The sequence below is a fragment of the Nonomuraea sp. NPDC049480 genome (assembly GCF_044465905.1).
In the GTDB taxonomy this organism is placed as follows: domain Bacteria; phylum Actinomycetota; class Actinomycetes; order Streptosporangiales; family Streptosporangiaceae; genus Nonomuraea.
The window spans coordinates 64,402-81,074 of the sequence record NZ_JBITMD010000036.1 but is presented as its reverse complement, the minus strand read 5'-3'; the positions used below and the strand labels follow the sequence as shown (position 1 = coordinate 81,074).

General features: G+C 69.9%; 15 protein-coding genes. 10 read left to right on the top strand and 5 right to left on the bottom strand.

Features of this window, described 5'->3' with window-relative positions; genetic code table 11:
- The first annotated feature begins 165 nt into the window (after window positions 1-165).
- The 3 genes from ACIBX3_RS54315 (at window position 166) to ACIBX3_RS54305 (ending at window position 3,281) form a co-directional block, all read left to right on the top strand.
- Entirely contained in the window at window positions 166-1,965 is a 1,800-nt protein-coding gene (locus ACIBX3_RS54315; RefSeq protein ID WP_397128661.1) for a sigma-54-dependent Fis family transcriptional regulator, read from the top strand.
- Between the two features lie 366 nt (window positions 1,966-2,331).
- Complete coding sequence (locus tag ACIBX3_RS54310) at window positions 2,332-2,844, top strand: 4-oxalocrotonate tautomerase family protein (protein WP_397128659.1); 513 nt, start codon at window positions 2,332-2,334, stop codon at window positions 2,842-2,844.
- Between the two features lie 35 nt (window positions 2,845-2,879).
- A complete protein-coding gene (locus ACIBX3_RS54305) occupies window positions 2,880-3,281 on the top strand; it encodes a VOC family protein (RefSeq protein WP_397128658.1) in 402 nt (133 codons plus the stop codon).
- Between the two features lie 66 nt (window positions 3,282-3,347).
- On the opposite strand, the gene ACIBX3_RS54300 is transcribed toward ACIBX3_RS54305, so the two are convergent.
- The gene (locus ACIBX3_RS54300) at window positions 3,348-3,932 is read right to left on the bottom strand and encodes a TetR/AcrR family transcriptional regulator (RefSeq protein ID WP_397128657.1); all 585 of its coding nucleotides are present in this window, start codon (window positions 3,930-3,932) and stop codon (window positions 3,348-3,350) included.
- A 106-nt stretch (window positions 3,933-4,038) separates the two neighbouring features.
- On the opposite strand from ACIBX3_RS54300, the gene ACIBX3_RS54295 reads away from it, so the two are divergent.
- The 4 genes from ACIBX3_RS54295 to ACIBX3_RS54280 all read left to right on the top strand — a co-directional run bounded on the left by ACIBX3_RS54295 (window position 4,039) and on the right by ACIBX3_RS54280 (window position 6,987).
- Window positions 4,039-4,467 (top strand): 4-oxalocrotonate tautomerase family protein, encoded by a 429-nt coding sequence (locus ACIBX3_RS54295; protein ID WP_397128656.1) that lies wholly within the window; start codon window positions 4,039-4,041, stop codon window positions 4,465-4,467.
- Entirely contained in the window at window positions 4,460-5,473 is a 1,014-nt protein-coding gene (locus tag ACIBX3_RS54290) for a zinc-binding dehydrogenase (protein ID WP_397128655.1), read from the top strand. The genes ACIBX3_RS54295 and ACIBX3_RS54290 overlap by 8 nt, the downstream gene beginning before the upstream one ends.
- A gap of 4 nt (window positions 5,474-5,477) precedes the next feature.
- On the top strand, window positions 5,478-5,735 hold the full coding sequence (locus ACIBX3_RS54285) for a hypothetical protein (RefSeq protein ID WP_397128654.1): 258 nt from the start codon (window positions 5,478-5,480) through the stop codon (window positions 5,733-5,735).
- Window positions 5,736-5,859: 124 nt separating this feature from the next.
- A complete protein-coding gene (locus ACIBX3_RS54280) occupies window positions 5,860-6,987 on the top strand; it encodes an alcohol dehydrogenase catalytic domain-containing protein (protein ID WP_397128653.1) in 1,128 nt (375 codons plus the stop codon).
- Window positions 6,988-7,807: 820 nt separating this feature from the next.
- Here the strand turns inward: ACIBX3_RS54280 and ACIBX3_RS54275 are convergent.
- Both ACIBX3_RS54275 and ACIBX3_RS54270 read right to left on the bottom strand, forming a co-directional pair.
- Window positions 7,808-8,755, bottom strand: a complete 948-nt coding sequence (locus ACIBX3_RS54275) for an NADP-dependent oxidoreductase (protein WP_397128652.1) — start codon at window positions 8,753-8,755, stop codon at window positions 7,808-7,810.
- A 24-nt stretch (window positions 8,756-8,779) separates the two neighbouring features.
- Entirely contained in the window at window positions 8,780-10,051 is a 1,272-nt protein-coding gene (locus ACIBX3_RS54270; RefSeq protein ID WP_397128651.1) for an amidohydrolase family protein, read from the bottom strand.
- 245 nt (window positions 10,052-10,296) lie between these two features.
- On the opposite strand from ACIBX3_RS54270, the gene ACIBX3_RS54265 reads away from it, so the two are divergent.
- On the top strand, window positions 10,297-10,878 hold the full coding sequence (locus ACIBX3_RS54265) for a TetR/AcrR family transcriptional regulator (RefSeq protein WP_397128650.1): 582 nt from the start codon (window positions 10,297-10,299) through the stop codon (window positions 10,876-10,878).
- 273 nt (window positions 10,879-11,151) lie between these two features.
- Window positions 11,152-12,000, top strand: a complete 849-nt coding sequence (locus ACIBX3_RS54260; protein WP_397128649.1) for an aldo/keto reductase — start codon at window positions 11,152-11,154, stop codon at window positions 11,998-12,000.
- Here the strand turns inward: ACIBX3_RS54260 and ACIBX3_RS54255 are convergent.
- The gene (locus tag ACIBX3_RS54255; RefSeq protein ID WP_397128648.1) at window positions 11,931-12,305 is read right to left on the bottom strand and encodes a hypothetical protein; all 375 of its coding nucleotides are present in this window, start codon (window positions 12,303-12,305) and stop codon (window positions 11,931-11,933) included. The genes ACIBX3_RS54260 and ACIBX3_RS54255 overlap by 70 nt on opposite strands.
- Before the next feature lie 312 nt (window positions 12,306-12,617).
- Here ACIBX3_RS54255 and ACIBX3_RS54250 point away from each other — a divergent pair, with 312 nt between their 5' ends.
- Window positions 12,618-14,141 (top strand): cytochrome bc complex cytochrome b subunit, encoded by a 1,524-nt coding sequence (locus ACIBX3_RS54250; RefSeq protein WP_397128647.1) that lies wholly within the window; start codon window positions 12,618-12,620, stop codon window positions 14,139-14,141.
- An 80-nt stretch (window positions 14,142-14,221) separates the two neighbouring features.
- On the opposite strand, the gene ACIBX3_RS54245 is transcribed toward ACIBX3_RS54250, so the two are convergent.
- Window positions 14,222-16,672, bottom strand: a complete 2,451-nt coding sequence (locus ACIBX3_RS54245) for a discoidin domain-containing protein (protein ID WP_397128646.1) — start codon at window positions 16,670-16,672, stop codon at window positions 14,222-14,224.
- Between the last annotated feature and the right edge of the window lies 1 nt (window position 16,673).

Genomic DNA, 16,673 nt, shown 5'->3' with positions numbered 1-16,673 from the left:
GGCCGATGACCGTGGCGAAAACGCCGTCATCCACGAGCGGGGATGTTGACGCGGGGTTGCTGACTCATGACACCGCGGCTACGGGAGTGTTACCGTCTCAATCTGAGATCCCGGTCACACGCCCGGCGCTTACTCTTGGGGAGACGGCAATCCAGGGAGGCTCCCGTGGCGAAGGCGCTGAGCAGCGGATCCGCGGAGCCCGCACCCACGGCCACTAACCACGCCGAGATCAGCCACGCCCGCGACAGCTTCCTCAGCGGCGCGGGTGAGCGCGGTCCCCACGTCAGGCGGACGATCCTGGCGTCCTGGGAGCGGTCGCGGGACAACAACGTCGAGGCGGATCGCATCCTCGCCCCGTTCATCCGCGATCCCGATCTCGAAACGCCGTTGGCGCGCGGCGCGGCCCCCATCCTCGACATGCTGCACGAACAGTTGCGCGGCGAAGCGGTCAGCACGATCCTCACCGATCAAACCGGGCTGGTGCTCGATCGGCGGGTTTCCAGCTTCCAGATCAGCGAAGCCCTCGACGCGGTCCAGTTGGCGCCCGGTTTCAGCTACGCCGAGAAATTCGTCGGCACGAACGGAATCGGCACCGCCATCTCCAGCGGATCGTCCGCATTCGTCGACGGGAGCGAGCACTACGCGGGTCAACTGGGACAGTTCGCCTGCGCGGGTATGCCCATCCGGCACCCGGTCCGCGGCAAGGTGATCGGCATCCTGGACATCACGACGTGGCGACATACGCCCGGACCGCTGCTGATCGCGCTGGCGGCGTCCACCGCCCGCCAGATCGAGGCGGAACTGCACGCCCAGACCGGCATGCGTGAACTCGCGCTGGTGCACGAATACATGAAGATCTGCCAACGGTCGCCGGGGCCGGTGCTCGCGCTGAACAACGACGTGGTCATGATGAACGACGCACTCCGGCAACTGGTCGACCCCGCCGAGCAGCAGACGTTGATCGGCTACGCGGTCGACACGATGCGCGCGGACAATCGGCACGCGTTGCGGACGGTCGAGCTGCCCAGCGGGCGCACGGCCCACCTGCGCTACTCCCCTGCGTCGACGGGTTCCGGGCTCGCGGGTGGCGTGTTCCGCATCCGGGTCGAACGGCTTCCGGCACCACTGGCGGGCGGCGTCTCGCTGCACCGCACTCACCGGATGAACCCACCCGGTTTGGCGGGCACCGGCCCGGCGTGGACGCGGTCGGTCCAGCAGGCCGCCGCGTGCTTCGCCACAGGTGACTGGTTCGCGATCGAGGGCGAAACAGGTGCCGGCAAGCTCGCCCTGCTACGTGCGGTGCACCAGCAGCACGAGCCGGGCAGGCACTTCCGCGTCACTCAGCCGCCCGCCGCGGGCGAGTTCGACAGCTGGATCGAGACCCTGACCGAGGACCTGACCACACCCGGCGCCACGGTCGTGCTCCGGCACGCCGAGCGGTTGTCCGATCAGCAGGCGTCGGCGACGGCAGACCTGCTCACCGACCGCACGTGGGACGCGGCGCGGGTGGTCATCGCGCTGCGGACGCCCGACGCCGTGGCGCCCTTGCGGTCCATCTTCCCCCGCACCGTCGAAGTCCCCGCGTTGCGCCACCACATCGACGACCTGCCCGACCTCGTGCACCACCTGCTCCGGCAGCTGACCAAGGACGACCAGCTGATGTGCTCGCCCCAGGCGCTGGCACAGCTGGCCCGGCTCGACTGGCCGGGCAACGTGAGCCAACTGCGCGGGGTGCTCGCCACCACGATCAAGCACCGTCCCAAAGGCGTCGTCGACGTCGCCGACCTGCCACCGGAATGCCGGTCCGCGAGCCACCGGCTGCTCACGCCGATCGAGGCGCTCGAACGCGACGCCATCGTCAACGCGTTGCGGGACAACCAGGAGAACCCAACCAAAGCCGCGAAGGCGATCGGCATGTCACGAGCCACGATCTACCGGAAGATCCGCCAGTACGGCATCTCGTGACCCCGCAGGAGGACCAGGACACGATCTTCCTCGTCGCCGAAGTCCCCGTACTCGGGCCCGCTTCGCCGTCGTTCACGACACCATCCGCGATGGCAGAACACGGCGCCCGTTGCGGGCGCGCCGATGCCCTCAGGCTGGTGCTGCTGTCGACATCACCGAGGAGATCGCCATGCGATACGCGACCGCCACTCGGGGCGCAGCGCGAGGCCGCCGCAGCAGCCGGCGTCAGTATCCGATCTTGAAGGCCGTGTTCGGCCAGCAGCTGTTCGTCGGGGTGAATGCTCACGCTGCGGCCTCGGGTGCTAGCACCGGGGGCTCCCCGGCGAGCGGAGGGCCGGCCTCGGCTGCGTCAGCGGTTCGCCTGCTATGGTTACGCTTAGAATTATAACGAGCGTCATAGAGGGGTTTGCAGTGACGGTGATCACGGTGAATACGACGGCGGGGCGGCTGACTGTAGAGCAGCGCCGGACGCTGGCGCGGACGTTGACGGATGCCGTCTTGGTGCCGGAGATCGGGCAGTTCATGGAGGCTGCGCGGGTCGGTTTCCAGGTGCACTTCGTCGAGCGCGCCGCTGACATGATCGCCATCGGCGGGGTCCTGGCCGCCGACTCCGGCCAGGACGTCATGCACATCGATGTCGCGGTGATGGATGCCGACTGGAACCCGGACGTCCGCGCCGAGGTGATCGAGCGGATCCTCGCGGCGATGGCCGAGGCTTGTGAGGTGGACGTTCCAGCTCCCACCTGGTGGGTGAACTTCCGGACGATCGACGAAGGCAGCTGGGGTTCCGGAGGCGGGGTGACGTCGATCCTGGACCTACTCAACACGGGCGTGTTCACCCCGGAACGGGCCGCTACGATCCGCGCCGCCTTGTCCTGAAGTCCGCCCCTACGTCGACCCCCGGGGAATCCCTGATGATCAACCTGCACCACGCACATCTCATGGCCGGCGACATCGACACCACCATCGCCTTCTGGTGCGACGGGTTCGGCGCCCAGGTCGTCTACGACGTCGAGTTCGCCGGCGCCCGCAACGTCTTCCTCACCGTGGGCACCGGCCGTATCCACCTCTACGACCAGCCGCCCAGGTCCACCGAGCGCTCCACCGTCCACCACCTGGGCATCCAGACGGACGAGCTCGAGACCGTCGTCGAACGCCTGCGTGCCATGGGCGTCTCGGTCACTGACATCCGATGCGAGCCCACCGCTCGCTACGCCATGGCCGAAGGCCCCGACCGTCTCCTCCTGGAGATCTTCCAGCCCGACCCCACGGATCTGCCCCCCGAGCTGGCCGCCTACTTCGGCTTCGCCTCCTGACGGGGCCGAGGAGCGGGCACCGGCCGGGGTGGGTGGCCCTCAGGATGGCCACCGTCCCCCTCCCGGTCACTTCGCGGCTGCCGCGTCCAGGAGGATCTCCAACTGGGCGGCGACGTCGTCCAAGGGCTGGATGTCGCGTTTGGCGCGGCACATCGCGACGGTCCCCTCCACGGCCGCGACGATCAGGGTGGCCAGCCGCGCCGCATCCCCGGGCGCAGTGCCGCGCTCGCGCAGCGACGCGGCCAGAAGGCCCTCCCACCTGGTGAAGACCTCGGCGGCGGCAGTGATCGCTTCGGGATCGCCCTCGCGCGGCGGCTCCTCGACCGCGACGGCCAGGACGGGACAGCCCGCCCCGAAGTCGCTGTCGATGACCGTCTGCCGCCACAGGGCCAGGAACGCGCGCAGCCCGGCCACCGGACCGGCCTGAAGTTCCCGCTCCAGGACCCGCGTGACCAGGTCACCGGCGAACCGGACGGCCTCGGCGGCCAGTTGCTGCTTGCCGCGCGGGAAGTAGTGGTAGGTGGAGCCGAGCGGCGCGCCGGAGTGCGCGGCCAGGTCCCGTACCGTGCTCCCGGCCAGGCCGCGCCGCCGGATCAGGTCGGCAGCGCCGATGATGATCCGCTCTCGTGACCGCGGCTCCCGCCGTGACATCTGGCACCCCCGATTGAATATGACGCTCGTTATAGCCTACTGTGAGTCGCGGTTATAACGAACGTCATAATCCGGATGCCGCACCCCTTTCGCCAGGAGGCACCTCATGCCGGTGATCCAGCTCACCACCCCCGCCGGGGCCCTGACCGGCCAGGGCCGATCCGACGTCCAGCGGGAACTAGCGCGGGTGCTGCTGCGCTGGGAGGGCGCCCCGGACACGGCGTTCTTCCGCGCCCAGGCGTGGAGCTACCTCAACGAACTGCCCTCGGGTGCGCAGACGACCGCCGAGGACGATCTGCCACGGTTCCGCGTGGACGTCACCGTCCCGGAGGGAGCGCTGTCGGACCGGCGCAGGAGCGGCCTGGTCGAGGAGGCGACGCAGGTCGTTCTGCGGGCGGCCGGGCTGACGGAATCCGACGCGCTGCGGGTGTGGGTGCTGATTCACGAGCAGGCCGACGGCACCTGGGGAGCGGGCGGATCGGTCATCCGGTACGCGGACCTGAAGGCCCTGGCCACGGGCAAGACGGATGCGTGAGCTCACCTATGTGGCGCGCCGAACGGTCGAGTGGCGCGAGGCTCCAGACCCCGTCCTGACCTCCGACCGGGCCGCGATCGTGGCGCCGGTCGCCGCCACGACCTGTGACGTCGACTCGGCGATCCTGGCCGGACACGGACCGATCGCGCCGCCGTTCCCCATCGGCCACGAATGCGTCGCCCGAGTCGTGGACGCCGCGGACGCGGCCGGGGTGACACCCGGCGACCTCGTCGTCGTCCCCTGGGCGATCTCCTGCGGCCACTGCGAGCGCTGCGCCGCAGGGCTGACCGCCCACTGCACGGCGGTCCCGTACATGGCCATGTACGGCGCCCCGATCGGCGGGCACTGGGGCGGCCTGTTCTCCGACCTGGTCCACGTTCCCTACGCGGACGCGATGCTGGTGCCGCTGCCCGCCGGGCTCGACCCGGTGGCGATGGCCTCGGCCAGCGACAACTGGCCGCTGGCCTACCGTCTCGTCGCCCCGCACCTGCGAGCCCGGCCGGCCGCCCGGGTCCTGGTGATCGCCCGTGGCAGCATCGGCCTGTACGTGTGCGACATCGCCCGCGCGCTCGGCGCCGGCGATGTCCTGTATGTCGATCCCGACCCCGTCCATCGGGAGCTCGCCGCCGGTTACGGGGCCCGCACCGCCGAGGCGATCGAGCCGGTCCCGCACGGCTTCGACCTGGCCGTGGAGGCCACCGGCCGCGTGGAGGAACTGGCTCTCGCCCTGCGCTGCCTCACTCCTGAGGGTGTCTGCGAGAGCGCGGGCAATCACTTCCGTCCCGGCCGGTTGCCGTTGCTGGACATGTACCTGACCGGCGTCACGCTCCGCGTCGCCCGCGACAACGTCCGCGCCCACCTCCCCGAAGCCCTCGACCTCGCCCGGTCCGGAGGCGTCGATCCCGGCCGGGTCGTCTCCACCGTCCTGGACTGGGAAGAACTCCCCGCCGCTCTTCCCGAACGCCACCTCAAACCCGTCTTCGTCCGTGATCTTCCCCAGGGGTGAATCCGTGCTGACCGACCACCTGTCCACCGAAACGACGCACGAGCGACGCGCGGCGATCTCCCGGCTGGGCCGGGCCCCGCAAGCCTTGACCGAGGCCGCCGTCAGCACGGGCGCTTCGGAGGAGGTGCTGTACCGGGCGGCCGAGCAGGCGCGAGAGCTCACCACCCTGCCGCCGTCGGGAGCTGCTCCCTCGGCCTCGCCCACGAAGGCCCGCCCGGCTACGGCCACGGCGGCGTCAGCGCCATGCTCCTGGACGAGCTGATGGGCTGGGCCTGCATCGCCGCCGCCGCAGACCCCGGCACGCCGCTGGTAGAAGCCGGAGCTGTCTTCCTCGCACCCGCGCCCGAGCAGGCCCAGGCCTTGTTCCCCAGCCTGCGACAGCCGCGATGACCCACGACAGCGTGCGTGAGCTCGTCTTCCTGCGCAGCGGTCGCCTCGCCTGGCGCGAACGCGCCGCACCACGGCTGGCCGAACCGGGCGACGCCATCGTCCGCCCGTTCCTCGCCGGCCGCTGCGACGGCGACACCCTCCCGCTCCACCGGCCGGTCTCGCGAGCACTCCAAGCCGGGATGGCGCTCGGCCTCGTCGACCCGATCGTCGGCACCATCTGCGGGAAGATCCCCTTTCAGGGGCCCTTCCCGATCGGCCACGAATGCGTCGCCGAAGTCGTCGCCGTCGGCCCGGGCGTGCGACACATCCGAGCCGGCCAGACCGTCGTCGTCCCCTGGGCGGTCTCCTGCGGCACCTGCCCCCGCTGCCTGGCCGGCCTCACCTCCAAATGCGCCACCACCACCCGCGCCACCCTCGCCGCCTACGGCTTCGGCGCCGCCGGCGGCCCGTGGGGCGGCATGATCACCGACCAGATCCGCGTCCCCCACGCCGACCACATGCTCGTCCCCGTCCCCGACGGCGTACCGCCGCTCCGCGTCGCCGCGGCCGGCGACAACCTCGCCGACGCCTGGCGAACCGTCGTCCCCCCGCTCACCCAACGCCCAGGGGGGACCGTGCTCATCCTCGGCGGCGGCGCCAAAAGCATCGGACTGTACGCCGCCGGCCTGGCCGCCGCCCACGACGCCGCAACCGTCCACTACCTCGACGACGACCCCGGGCGACGCCAGATCGCCGAAGCCCTCGGCGCCGAAGCCCGGCCACTCGCCGGCACCACCCGCGGCGCCTACGACGTCGTCGTCGAGGCCACCTCACGCGCCCCAGGCCTGCGCCGAGCGCTCACCGCGACGGCTCCCGGCGGCGTGTGCACAGCGGTCGGCTACTACCTCGCCGCCGGAACCCGCATCCCCCTCATGCACATGTACGCCACCGACATCACCCTCCGGGTAGGCGTCTCCCACGCCCGCGCCACCCTCCCCGACCTCCTGGAGTTCGTCCACCGCACCGGCTTCCCCGCCGAACGTGTCACCACCCTGCTCGCCGACTGGAACGACGCCCCCAGCGCCTACACCGCGAAGACCACCAAGGTGATCCTCCGGCGGCCCCGGCTCACCGAGCAGGAGTAGGTCCCGGCGCCTGCCTGTCTCCTACCAGGCTGTCCCGCCTCCCGACGGCCACCCAGACGGCCCGGTCCGCACCCGCAGGCCGCTGTTCCTGTCCGGCGCGATGTCGGCCTGTCGTTGACGAAACTGTCATGAAGCGCATTCAAGGGCCGTTCGCCCTGATCAGTGGGTGCCTCGCGGTAGTGAGTGATGATTGATCCCTGGGCGGTGGCCAGCCGCGATCGCGTGCCCGATGCCACGCGATGCTCCGGTCACGAGAGCCGTCCTGCCGGTCAGATCACCCGTGCCAACCACGGTCTGTTCCGTGGTCCGACAACGGACGCAAGCGTTCCGGCCGTAAAGGTGAACGCAGCGGATCTGCTGCGATGGATCGTCGGGCGGCACGGTTGGGTCGCGGCATTATCGGATGCCGGCCATGGTCGTGCTTCCGCGCCACAGCCGGTCGCGAGCTTCATCGCTTCGTGCCAGGTCGGAGGGTCGGGGAAGGTCACTTCGCCCTTGACCAGGGAGACATATATCCGGCTTGGTGGTGGGGTGACGGTGCCCAGGGCGGCTTTGGCCAGTGCTTCGCCCGCGCGTTCGGGTGCACCCATGAAGTAGTCCGGACGGAAATGGCTGATCAGGCGGAAGACGCAGGAGCGCGTCGAGATGGGCGGGGCCGCGGCGACAGGTGCCCTGGCGAGCTGCAGCCGGTGTGGTGCACGCCAAGTCGTGACCGTGTGGCGGGCCGATTCCGGCGGCGCCGCCCGTGACGACGGAGGTCCTGCCGGTCAACGTCCAGCCATGACACAACTCCTTCTGTCTGATGTGGGTTGATGGGGTCTCAGTCGCCGACAGTGACAACGATCTTGCCGCGGGCCTTGCCGGCGGCGAGGGTGGCCAGTCCCTCGGCGGCCCGCTCCAGCGGGAGCACGGTGTGCACATCGATGGCCAGGGCACCGGCGGCGGCCTGCTCGGCGAGCGGAGCGATGGTCTCGCGGATCGGATGGGCGAACACGGTTGCGCCGGTGAGCCCGGCTGCGGCGAACATGCCGGCGTCGGGAACCATCGTGGTGGTGGCGACCGCGCCGTCCTTGCGGACGGCATCGAGCGGGATCTCGGCGGGGGTACTGCCGACGAGGTTGATCAGCGCGTCGACGCCGTCGGGGTAGGCGGCCCTGACCTGGTCGGCGACGGATCCGCTGGTGTAGTCCACCACGGTCGTGGCGCCGAGCGCGGTGAGCGGCACGGCGTCGGCGTCCGTGCCGGTGGCGACGACGGTCACGCCCCGGGCGGCCAGCAGCTGCAACGCGTACAGGCCGACGCCGCCGGTGGCGCCGTTGATCAGCACGACTTGGCCCGGTTGCGGGTCGACGTGGTCGATGGCGGCCGAGGCGGCGGCCGCGGCCAGGGGCAGCGCCGCGGCGGCGGCGAAGCCCAGCCCCGCCGGCTTGACCACGACCGTGGCGGCAGGCAGTAGTGCGTACTCGGCGAGGGTGCCGGCTTGGACCGGCGGGGCGAAGAGCACATGGCCGAACACCTCGTCGCCCGGCTTGACGTGGTCGACGCCCTCGCCCACCGCGTCCACGACGCCGGCGGCGTCCCGGCCCAGGATCAACGGGTACTCGTGCGGCACCCGGTCCGCCATCAGGCCGGCCGCGATGACGTTGTCGAACGGGTTCAGCCCGGCGGCCTTGACCTTGATCAGGACGTGGCCGGGTGCCACCTGCGGGGTGGGCAGGTCGCCGAGCTGGGGCGGGGCTCCGGCGGCAGGGACGTGCAGTGCACGCATGACGGTTCTCCTTGATAGATCTGGTTAGCGAGCGTTGACGGCGGCGGCGGTGGTGCGCAGGGCCTGGACGGCCTGGGCGAGGTCGCCGTGCACGAGGCTGCCGGCGGCTTTGACGATCCGCCCGGCCACGAGGATGGTCTCGACGTTGCCGGGGTTCGCGGCGGTGACCACCGCGGCGATCGGGTCGCGTTCGGCGGTGAGCATGTTGAGGTCGTCCAGGCGCAGCAGGATGACGTCGGCCTGCCTGCCGGGGCGCAGTGAGCCGATCCGGTCGGCCAGGCCCAGTGCTGCGGCGCCGTCGAGGGTGGCCATCTTCAGGACGTCCGGTGCGGTCAGCGGCGGGTTGTCGGCGATCTGGCTGGCCAGCAATGCCGCGCGCATCACGGAGAACATGTCGCCGGGCAGCGAGGCGACCGCGTCGACGCCGAGGCCGGTGATGACGCCGGCGCGGCGCAGCCGGCCGGCCACGGGGGCGCCGACGCGCATCTGCGCCTCCGAGGCGGGCGTGGCCGAGGCGGTGCCGCCGGACTCGGCGATCAGTTTCAGTTCGTCGTCGTCGAGCGAGTTGCCGTGCACGTAGAGGGTGTTCGCGCGGAGCAGGCCGTGCTCGCGCAGGGCGGAGATCGGCCGCGTGGCGACCGGGCCGGCGCTGACGTGGATCGTCAGGGGCAGGCCGAGTTCGTCGGCCAGCCGCCAGTCGGCGATCACCTGCTCGATCGGTGTGAACGACGGCCCGCCCGGGGCCAGCGCCATGGTGACCAGCGCGTCGTCGACGGTCAGGCGGGCGACACGGATCCGGCGTACGTCGTCGGGGTTCCCGCCGCCGATGAAGGGTGAGCCGTAGCCGAACACCGCACGCAGCCCGGCCGCCTGCAGGGCGTCGACGGCCGCGTCGGCGTGCTCGGGGGTGTGCAGCGCGTGCGAGTAGTCGATCAGGGTGGTGACCCCGGCGTCCAGGGCCTCCAAGGCTCCGGCCAGGGTCGCGGCGTACACGTCTGGAGCGCGGAACCGTGGCCCGTACTGGCCCATGACGACACCCATGTAGCCGGCCAGGTCCATGTCCACGGTCGCGGTGCGGATCGCTGTCTCCCACAGATGCCGGTGGGTGTCCACGAAGCCCGGCAGCACGATCCGGTCGGTGGCGTCGATGACGGTGGCGCCGTCGGCCGGCAACCCGGGCCCCACCGCGGCGATCCGGTCGCCCTCGATCAGCACGTCGGTGCCGGCGCGGGCGACAGGTTCGGGCTCGGTGTCGATGACGTGGCCGTTGCGGAGCAGGAGGCGGGTGCCGGTCATGTCGCTGCCAATCTCTCTGGGGCGAAAAGGGGTGCACGACGCGTAGCGGAAGATGGGACGATGCCACGTCGTGCACAGAAGGGATGTGGAGGAACGAATGCCGGTCGCACCCGCCATCGGCCACTCGCGCCGAACGCGTCGGCAGGCTATGGTGGCATAAGCGGACAATCGTCCGGTACTCAGCAACGTAGCGGACAGATGTCCGGTTAGCAAGCGGTTCGGATATGAGTCTGAGAGGAGGACTGGTGGAGTCGAGGAACGACGCGCCTCAGCGCTCGGACGCGCAGCGCAACCGCGAGCGCATCCTGGAGGTGGCGCTGGTCGAGCTGGCGCGCTCCACGGACGTCCCGCTGAGCGTGATCGCCAAGAAGGCGGGCGTCGGGCAGGGCACGTTCTACCGCAACTTCCCCAATCGCGAGGCGCTCGTCCTGGAGGTTCACCGCCACGAGGTCCAGTTGCTCACCGACAGTGCGACCCAACTGCTCAAGAACAGGGAACCCGACCAGGCCCTGCGTGAATGGATGGACCGTCTCGCCCGCTTCGCCATGGCCAAGGCCGGCCTGGCCGACGCGCTGCGCCAGGCCACCACCGCGACGGGGGGCCCGTCGAAGCCGGGATACGCGCTGGTGGTCGCGGCGATCGAGCTCCTGCTCAACGCCAACCACGAGGCCGGCACCATCCGCCCGGGCGTGACCGCCGACGACTTCCTCCTTGCCATCGCCGGAATCTGGCAGATCGACGTCCACGGGGACTGGCAGTCCCGCACCGCCCGGCTCCTGGACCTCATCATGGACGGACTGCGCGCAGGAGCCCCAGGGCGGCGGTGACGGCCGCTCGCTCCGCGCGGGCAGCTCTCGCGGCATGCCGATTCCCGGGTCGTCCCGCCGGTACCGGGCAGCCACGCCACTCGGCGCCCACCCTCGGTCTCGCAACCCGCATTCCATCTTTGACAACCGGACAACTGTCCGGTAATTTCCCTCGTATCGGACAGTTATCCGATTCGGTCTGTCGTTGTGACAGATCACAGGGGCCGGCCAGACCCGGTGGCTGCACGTAGTGACGATCCGGCTTGCCGCAGCCACCACATCACGAGGAGAGACATGACGAACCGCTTCCGCCTCGGCGGCGACCTGACGATCGACCGGCTCGGCTTCGGCGCCATGCGCCTGCCCCAGAGCAGCTGGGGCGGACCGGCCCGCGACCCTGAGTCCGGCCGCGCCGTCCTGCGCCGCGCCGTCGAGCTCGGCGTCAACCACATCGACACCGCCGACTTCTACCGCAGCGAGGACGGCTCCGTACGCGCCAACTCCCTGATCCGCGAGGCCCTGACCCCGTACCCGGCCGGGCTGGTCATCGCCACCAAGGTCGGCCCGGTCTTCGGTCCCGGCGGTCTTCGCCAGGCCGCCGCCGCCGACCTCCGGCCCCAGGTCGAAGCCAACCTCCAGAGCCTCGGCCTGGATCGCCTCGACCTGGTCTACCTGCGCATCGGCGCGATGGAGCCCCCGCACGGCGAGTCGCTCGCCGAACGTTTCGAGGCGCTGGCCGCGCTGCGCGAAGAGGGACTGATCCGCCACCTGGGCCTCAGCAACGTCGATGCCGGCCACCTCGCCGAAGCCCGCGCGATCGCCCCTGTCGCGGCCGTCCAGAACAACTTCCACATCGCCAACCGTGACGAGACGGCCGTCCTGGAGGCCTGCACGCAGGCCAGCATCGCGTTCGTCCCCTTCTTCCCCCTGGGCGGCGGCAATGCCGACATCAACGACCCCGGCCTGGTCAAGGTCGCCGAACGGCACGGCGCCACCACCCAGCAGATCGCCCTGGCCTGGCTGCTGGCCCTTTCCCCGGTCGCCCTGGCCATCCCGGGCACCGGTTCCATAGCTCACCTGGAGGAGAACCTGGCCGCCCGGTCGGTCACCCTCACGGAGGAGGACCTCGCCGACCTCGCCTGATCGCACAAGGGCACCCGGTTCCATGCGGTGCGGCCCTGATGCGCCGCACCGGAGACGACGGCCCAGGCACCGAACACGTGCAGCACCGCCGGCACCTCGCCCGCTCCCGCCAGGCCGACGCCGAGAGCGGCCAGGGCGCTGATCAGCCCGTTGAACAGCGTCAGGCGACCCTCTGATCCGTCCGGGGACGCACGCAGGTCGATCAGCGACGACATCGCGTCGATCAGCGGACAGACGACCAGCAAGGTGATCGTGAGGGCGTCGATGGGGTCGTGCGCGAAGGTGAACGCCGCGGCCCACGCCACGGCCAGGACTCCACGGCTCAGGTACAGCTTCAGCAGGGATGGCGCTCCCGACGTCCCGATGACCGAGTATTCGTGTTCATGATGGGTGGCCTCTCCAGGCGAGTGGATGGTTGTCAGCGCCGGGTGGGGGCGACGATCAGCGCCACGTCGTATCCCAGTTCCCCGGGAGAGGCGGGGCTGTCGCTGTCCGGCCAACCCGGTGTGGTCACCGGCCGGCACGGCGTCAGCCTCGCCTGTACACCTGCAAACGTCACAGTGCGCAGCTTCATCCGGTCGTTGCTATGACATGCGAACCGAGTGGGTGGAGTGACGATGAAGATCGGGTCACTGGCCACGGCGCTGGACGATCGTTTCGGCGGCGCCGGTTTCCTGAACAAGGCGATGCGTAAGGCCTTCGCCAACCACTGGACGTTCCTGCTGGGCGAGATCGCCCTGTACGCCTTCGTGGTCGTCCTGGTCACCGGTGTCTTCCTGACGTTCTTCTTCAAGCCGTCCATGGACGAGGTCGTCTACAACGGCGTCTATGCGCCGCTGCGCGGCGTCACGATGAGCCAGGCGTTCGCGTCCTCGCTGGAGATCACCTTCGAAGTGCGCGGCGGCCTGCTGATACGGCAGATGCATCACTGGGCCACGCTGATCTTCATCGCCGCGATCGTGACGCACCTGCTGCGCAACTTCTTCACCGGCGCCTTCCGCAAGCCGCGCGAGCTGAACTGGCTGATCGGCGTGGTCCTGTTGGGGCTGGTGATGCTCAACGGGCTGTTCGGCTACTCGCTGCCCGACGACCTGCTGTCCGGGGCCGGGCTGCGCATCCTGCACGGGGTGACGGTGTCGGTGCCGCTGGTGGGCACCTACCTGGCGATGTTCCTGTTCGGCGGGGAGTTCCCCGGCGACGACATCATCGCCCGCCTCTACAGCCTGCACGTGCTGCTCGTTCCGGGCCTCCTGCTGGTTCTGATACCGCTGCACGCGGTGGTGCTGACATGGCGGCAGACGCACACGCAGTTCCGGGCGAAGGGACTGAACGACCGCTTGATACGTGGGGAGCCGTTCTACCCCGTGTTCCTGGCGAAGACGACGGCGTTGCTCCTGTGGGTGGCCGGGGTGGTCGCGCTGCTGGCCACGATGTTCCAGATCAACCCGATCTGGCTGTACGGGCCGTACGTGCCCAGCACGGTCAGCGCGGGCTCCCAGCCCGACTGGTACACGGGGTTCCTGGAAGGCGCGCTGCGGCTCATGCCGCCGTGGGAGTTCACCGTGTTCGGGCACACCGTGGCCATGAGTGTGCTGATCCCCGCGCTGATCGCGCCGGGGCTGCTGTTCGCCGGCCTGGCGCTGTATCCGTTCGCGGAGCGGTGGGTCACCGGTGACCGGGCCGTGCACAACCTGCTCGACCGGCCGCGCGACGTGCCGGCGCGGACCGGGATCGGGGTGGCGGGGATCGTGTATTACGCGGTGCTGTGGATGGCCGGGGCCAACGACATTCTGGCCGTCAACTTCAACATCTCGCTCAACATGACGACGTGGATCTTCCGGGTGGCGTTCGTGGTGGGGCCGGTGCTGGCGTTCGTGGTCACCCGCCGGCTCTGCCTGGGGTTGCAAGCGCGTGACAGGCACACCATTGAACACGGCGTGGAGACGGGCAGGATCGTACGCGGGCCCGAGGGCGGCTTCACCGAGGTCCAACGGCCGACGACCGACGAGGAGAAGGCGAAGCACGCACCGCCTGCCCTCCCGGTCCCGCCCGCGCCGCCGCCAGTGCGCAACGGAGAGGTCCCGCCCCCGGCCAGGCACCGGATCCGCGAGGCGATCCACCGCTCCTGGAACAGCCACTGACGGCCCGTCGTGCCCGATCAGGGGACGGGCACGACGGGCACGGCATCCCGTTCACCCCGGTCCCCAGCGATCCGCGGAAGTCAGTAAGACGAGTACATCGTGACCTCGTCGATCGACCACCAGTAGGTGGACGTCCCGGTCTGGGTGATCCGGACGTATCTGGCGCTTTGCGGGGTGACGGAGATCGAGCGTTTCCAACCGAAGCCGATGCCGGCCCCGACCGTGGTCCAGGTGCTGCCGTTCGTGGAGAACTCCAGCCGGTAGCCGCGCATGTAGTCGGTCGTGGCCGATGCCGCAGGAGTTTGCACCGTCACCATGGCGATCGTCTGCGTGGCACCCAGGTCGATCTGATACCACTGGCCGGGGACCTGGTCGGCCCCGCTGTTCCACTTGGTCGTGCTGTTGCCGTCGATACCGCCCGACAGGGTGCCGCTGCCGCCTGTGCCGGAGGCGGTGGCCGTCCAGGCGGTCCTGCCGATGGCGATCGGGTTGAAGGTCGACAGGCCTCCGGCGTACTTGGCGACGGTCGCCACCAGCCGTTCGTTCTGCGTGAACGTGCTGGTGGCGAAGCGCTGGAGCTTCTTGACGAAGGTGGCGGAGCCGTCACTGTTGATCACAGGCACGGGGGCGGGGCGGTTGTAGTACAGGCCCCAGTAGCCTTGGCCGTCGGCGTCGGTTCCCCTGACCTTGTAGCTCCAGCTCGACCAGGACTGCTGCCGGGCGTTGATGCCGGCCATCCATCGGGCCCACACGTCGTCGTAGTAGTAGAGGGAGTACTCGCCGAACAGTACCGGGACACCGGGGTTGGCCAGCAGGCCGGGCAAGGCGTTGAGCTGGTCGGTGACGAGCTGGTTCTGGGCGTTCCAGTCAGCGCCGTGTGGCATGTCGTACGGGTGGAGCTCGTAGACGACGTTGGTCCAGCCGTAGGTGGCGGGCGGGGCGATGGCGCTGTAGCCGAAGAACGCGCCCATGACGATGACGTGGTCGGGATCGATGGCGCGCACGGCGTCGTAGAGCCGGTCGTAATAGGCGCTCTTCTGCGCGACGTCGTCGGCGTCCTCGTTGAAGTCCAGCAGCGGCTCGTTGATCAGGTCGTAGCCGGCGATGGCCGGGTTGCCCTCATACCGGGTGGCGATCGCCTCCCAGATGTCCTCCACCCAATCTTGGTAGTCCGAGGTGCCCCAGAACCCGTTCGGATTGGGGCCGATACGCCCGCAACTGCCCCACGGGCAGCCGCCGCCCGGCACCGTGTGCAGGTCGAGCAGGGTGTAGATGCCGCGGCTCGACAGCTCCTCCACCGCCCAGTCGATTCTGCTCCACGGGTCGGACCTCCAGCTGCCGTCGGTGTTGAGCAGCGTGGTCCAGCCGATCGGCAGGCGCACGTAGTTCAGCCCCATCGCGGCGAGGTTGTCGAAGTCCGCCTCGGTGATCCAGGTGTCCTCGTGGGCGTCGCGGATCGCTTGCCCGCCGCTCGCGCCGAACCGCTGGTCGAGGGCCAGCTGCAGGCCGTAGTCGTCCTTGTTGAGGGCGACCTTCAGCTCACCGATCGACCACCACTTGTCGCCGGCGCCGGTCTGGGTGATACGCACGTAGCGGCCCGCGGCAGGAGGGAAGCTGATGTTCGTGGCCTTGACCGTGCCGGCGCCTGAGGCCACCTGTGCCCAGGTGAACCCGTCGTCGGAGAGCTGGACGGTGTAGCCGCGCGGGTAGTCACCCTCGGCGGCGTCGTTCTTGGCCGTGTCGAGCGTGACGTTGTTGATGGTCATCCTGGCCCCGAGGTCGAGCTGGACCCACATGCCGGGCGTCTGGTCGGCGCCGCTCTTCCAGCGCGTGGCCACGTCGCCGTCGATCATGTAAGAGATGTCCACGCCGCCGGAGGCAGAGGCGGTCCACTGGGAGCGGTTGAAGGACGCGTCATCGTTGAAGACGTTGAACTCACCGACCGACCACCAGTCCCCCGCGGCGCTGCCGGTCTGATTGACCCGTACGTATCGGGCGGTTACCGGGGCGAAATCGGCGGTGGTGACCGTGCTCGTGGCGCTACCCGCCCCAGTGGAGACGGTCGTCCAGGTCGAGCCGTTCAAGGAGACCTCGACGTGGAAGGCGCGGGCATAGTCGCCGCCGGCGAAGTCGGTGTAGTTCCAGGTGACGCGGTTGAAGCGCGAGATCGCGCCCAGGTCCACCCGCAGCCATTCCGAGCCGTTCATCGGGGTGCCGGTGGTCCAGCGCGTGGTGTCGTCGCCGTCCAGGGCGAGCGCGGCGTTCCCTGCCGAGGCCGTGGCGGTCCAACCCGTCCTGACGAGCGCGAACTCCCCGAGAGGCGACATCCAGTCCTCCTGGGCGAGCCAGCCGCCGAGGTTGGTGCCCCGCAGGCCGACCGTCTCCCCCGTACCGGACTCGTTCTTCAGCACCGAGCCGCTGACCTTGAGGAAGTCGCCCGCATCGAGCGCGGCGGCCGGGCGGGCGGATGCGGCGAGGATCGCGGCGGTGAGCGCTGTCGTGAATGCGGCGGATAACCATCGGCGGTTCATC

What these genes read in the sequence shown, in the direction of transcription:
- ACIBX3_RS54310 (WP_397128659.1), top strand. Translation starts at nt 2,332, where the DNA reads ATGGTTACGCTTAGAATTATAACGAGCGTCATAGAGGGGTTTGCAGTG.
- ACIBX3_RS54305 (WP_397128658.1), top strand. Translation starts at nt 2,880, where the DNA reads ATGATCAACCTGCACCACGCACATCTCATGGCCGGCGACATCGACACC.
- ACIBX3_RS54300 (WP_397128657.1), bottom strand. Translation starts at nt 3,932, where the DNA reads ATGTCACGGCGGGAGCCGCGGTCACGAGAGCGGATCATCATCGGCGCT.
- ACIBX3_RS54295 (WP_397128656.1), top strand. Translation starts at nt 4,039, where the DNA reads ATGCCGGTGATCCAGCTCACCACCCCCGCCGGGGCCCTGACCGGCCAG.
- ACIBX3_RS54290 (WP_397128655.1), top strand. Translation starts at nt 4,460, where the DNA reads ATGCGTGAGCTCACCTATGTGGCGCGCCGAACGGTCGAGTGGCGCGAG.
- ACIBX3_RS54280 (WP_397128653.1), top strand. Translation starts at nt 5,860, where the DNA reads ATGACCCACGACAGCGTGCGTGAGCTCGTCTTCCTGCGCAGCGGTCGC.
- ACIBX3_RS54275 (WP_397128652.1), bottom strand. Translation starts at nt 8,755, where the DNA reads ATGCGTGCACTGCACGTCCCTGCCGCCGGAGCCCCGCCCCAGCTCGGC.
- ACIBX3_RS54270 (WP_397128651.1), bottom strand. Translation starts at nt 10,051, where the DNA reads ATGACCGGCACCCGCCTCCTGCTCCGCAACGGCCACGTCATCGACACC.
- ACIBX3_RS54260 (WP_397128649.1), top strand. Translation starts at nt 11,152, where the DNA reads ATGACGAACCGCTTCCGCCTCGGCGGCGACCTGACGATCGACCGGCTC.
- ACIBX3_RS54250 (WP_397128647.1), top strand. Translation starts at nt 12,618, where the DNA reads ATGAAGATCGGGTCACTGGCCACGGCGCTGGACGATCGTTTCGGCGGC.
- ACIBX3_RS54245 (WP_397128646.1), bottom strand. Translation starts at nt 16,672, where the DNA reads ATGAACCGCCGATGGTTATCCGCCGCATTCACGACAGCGCTCACCGCC.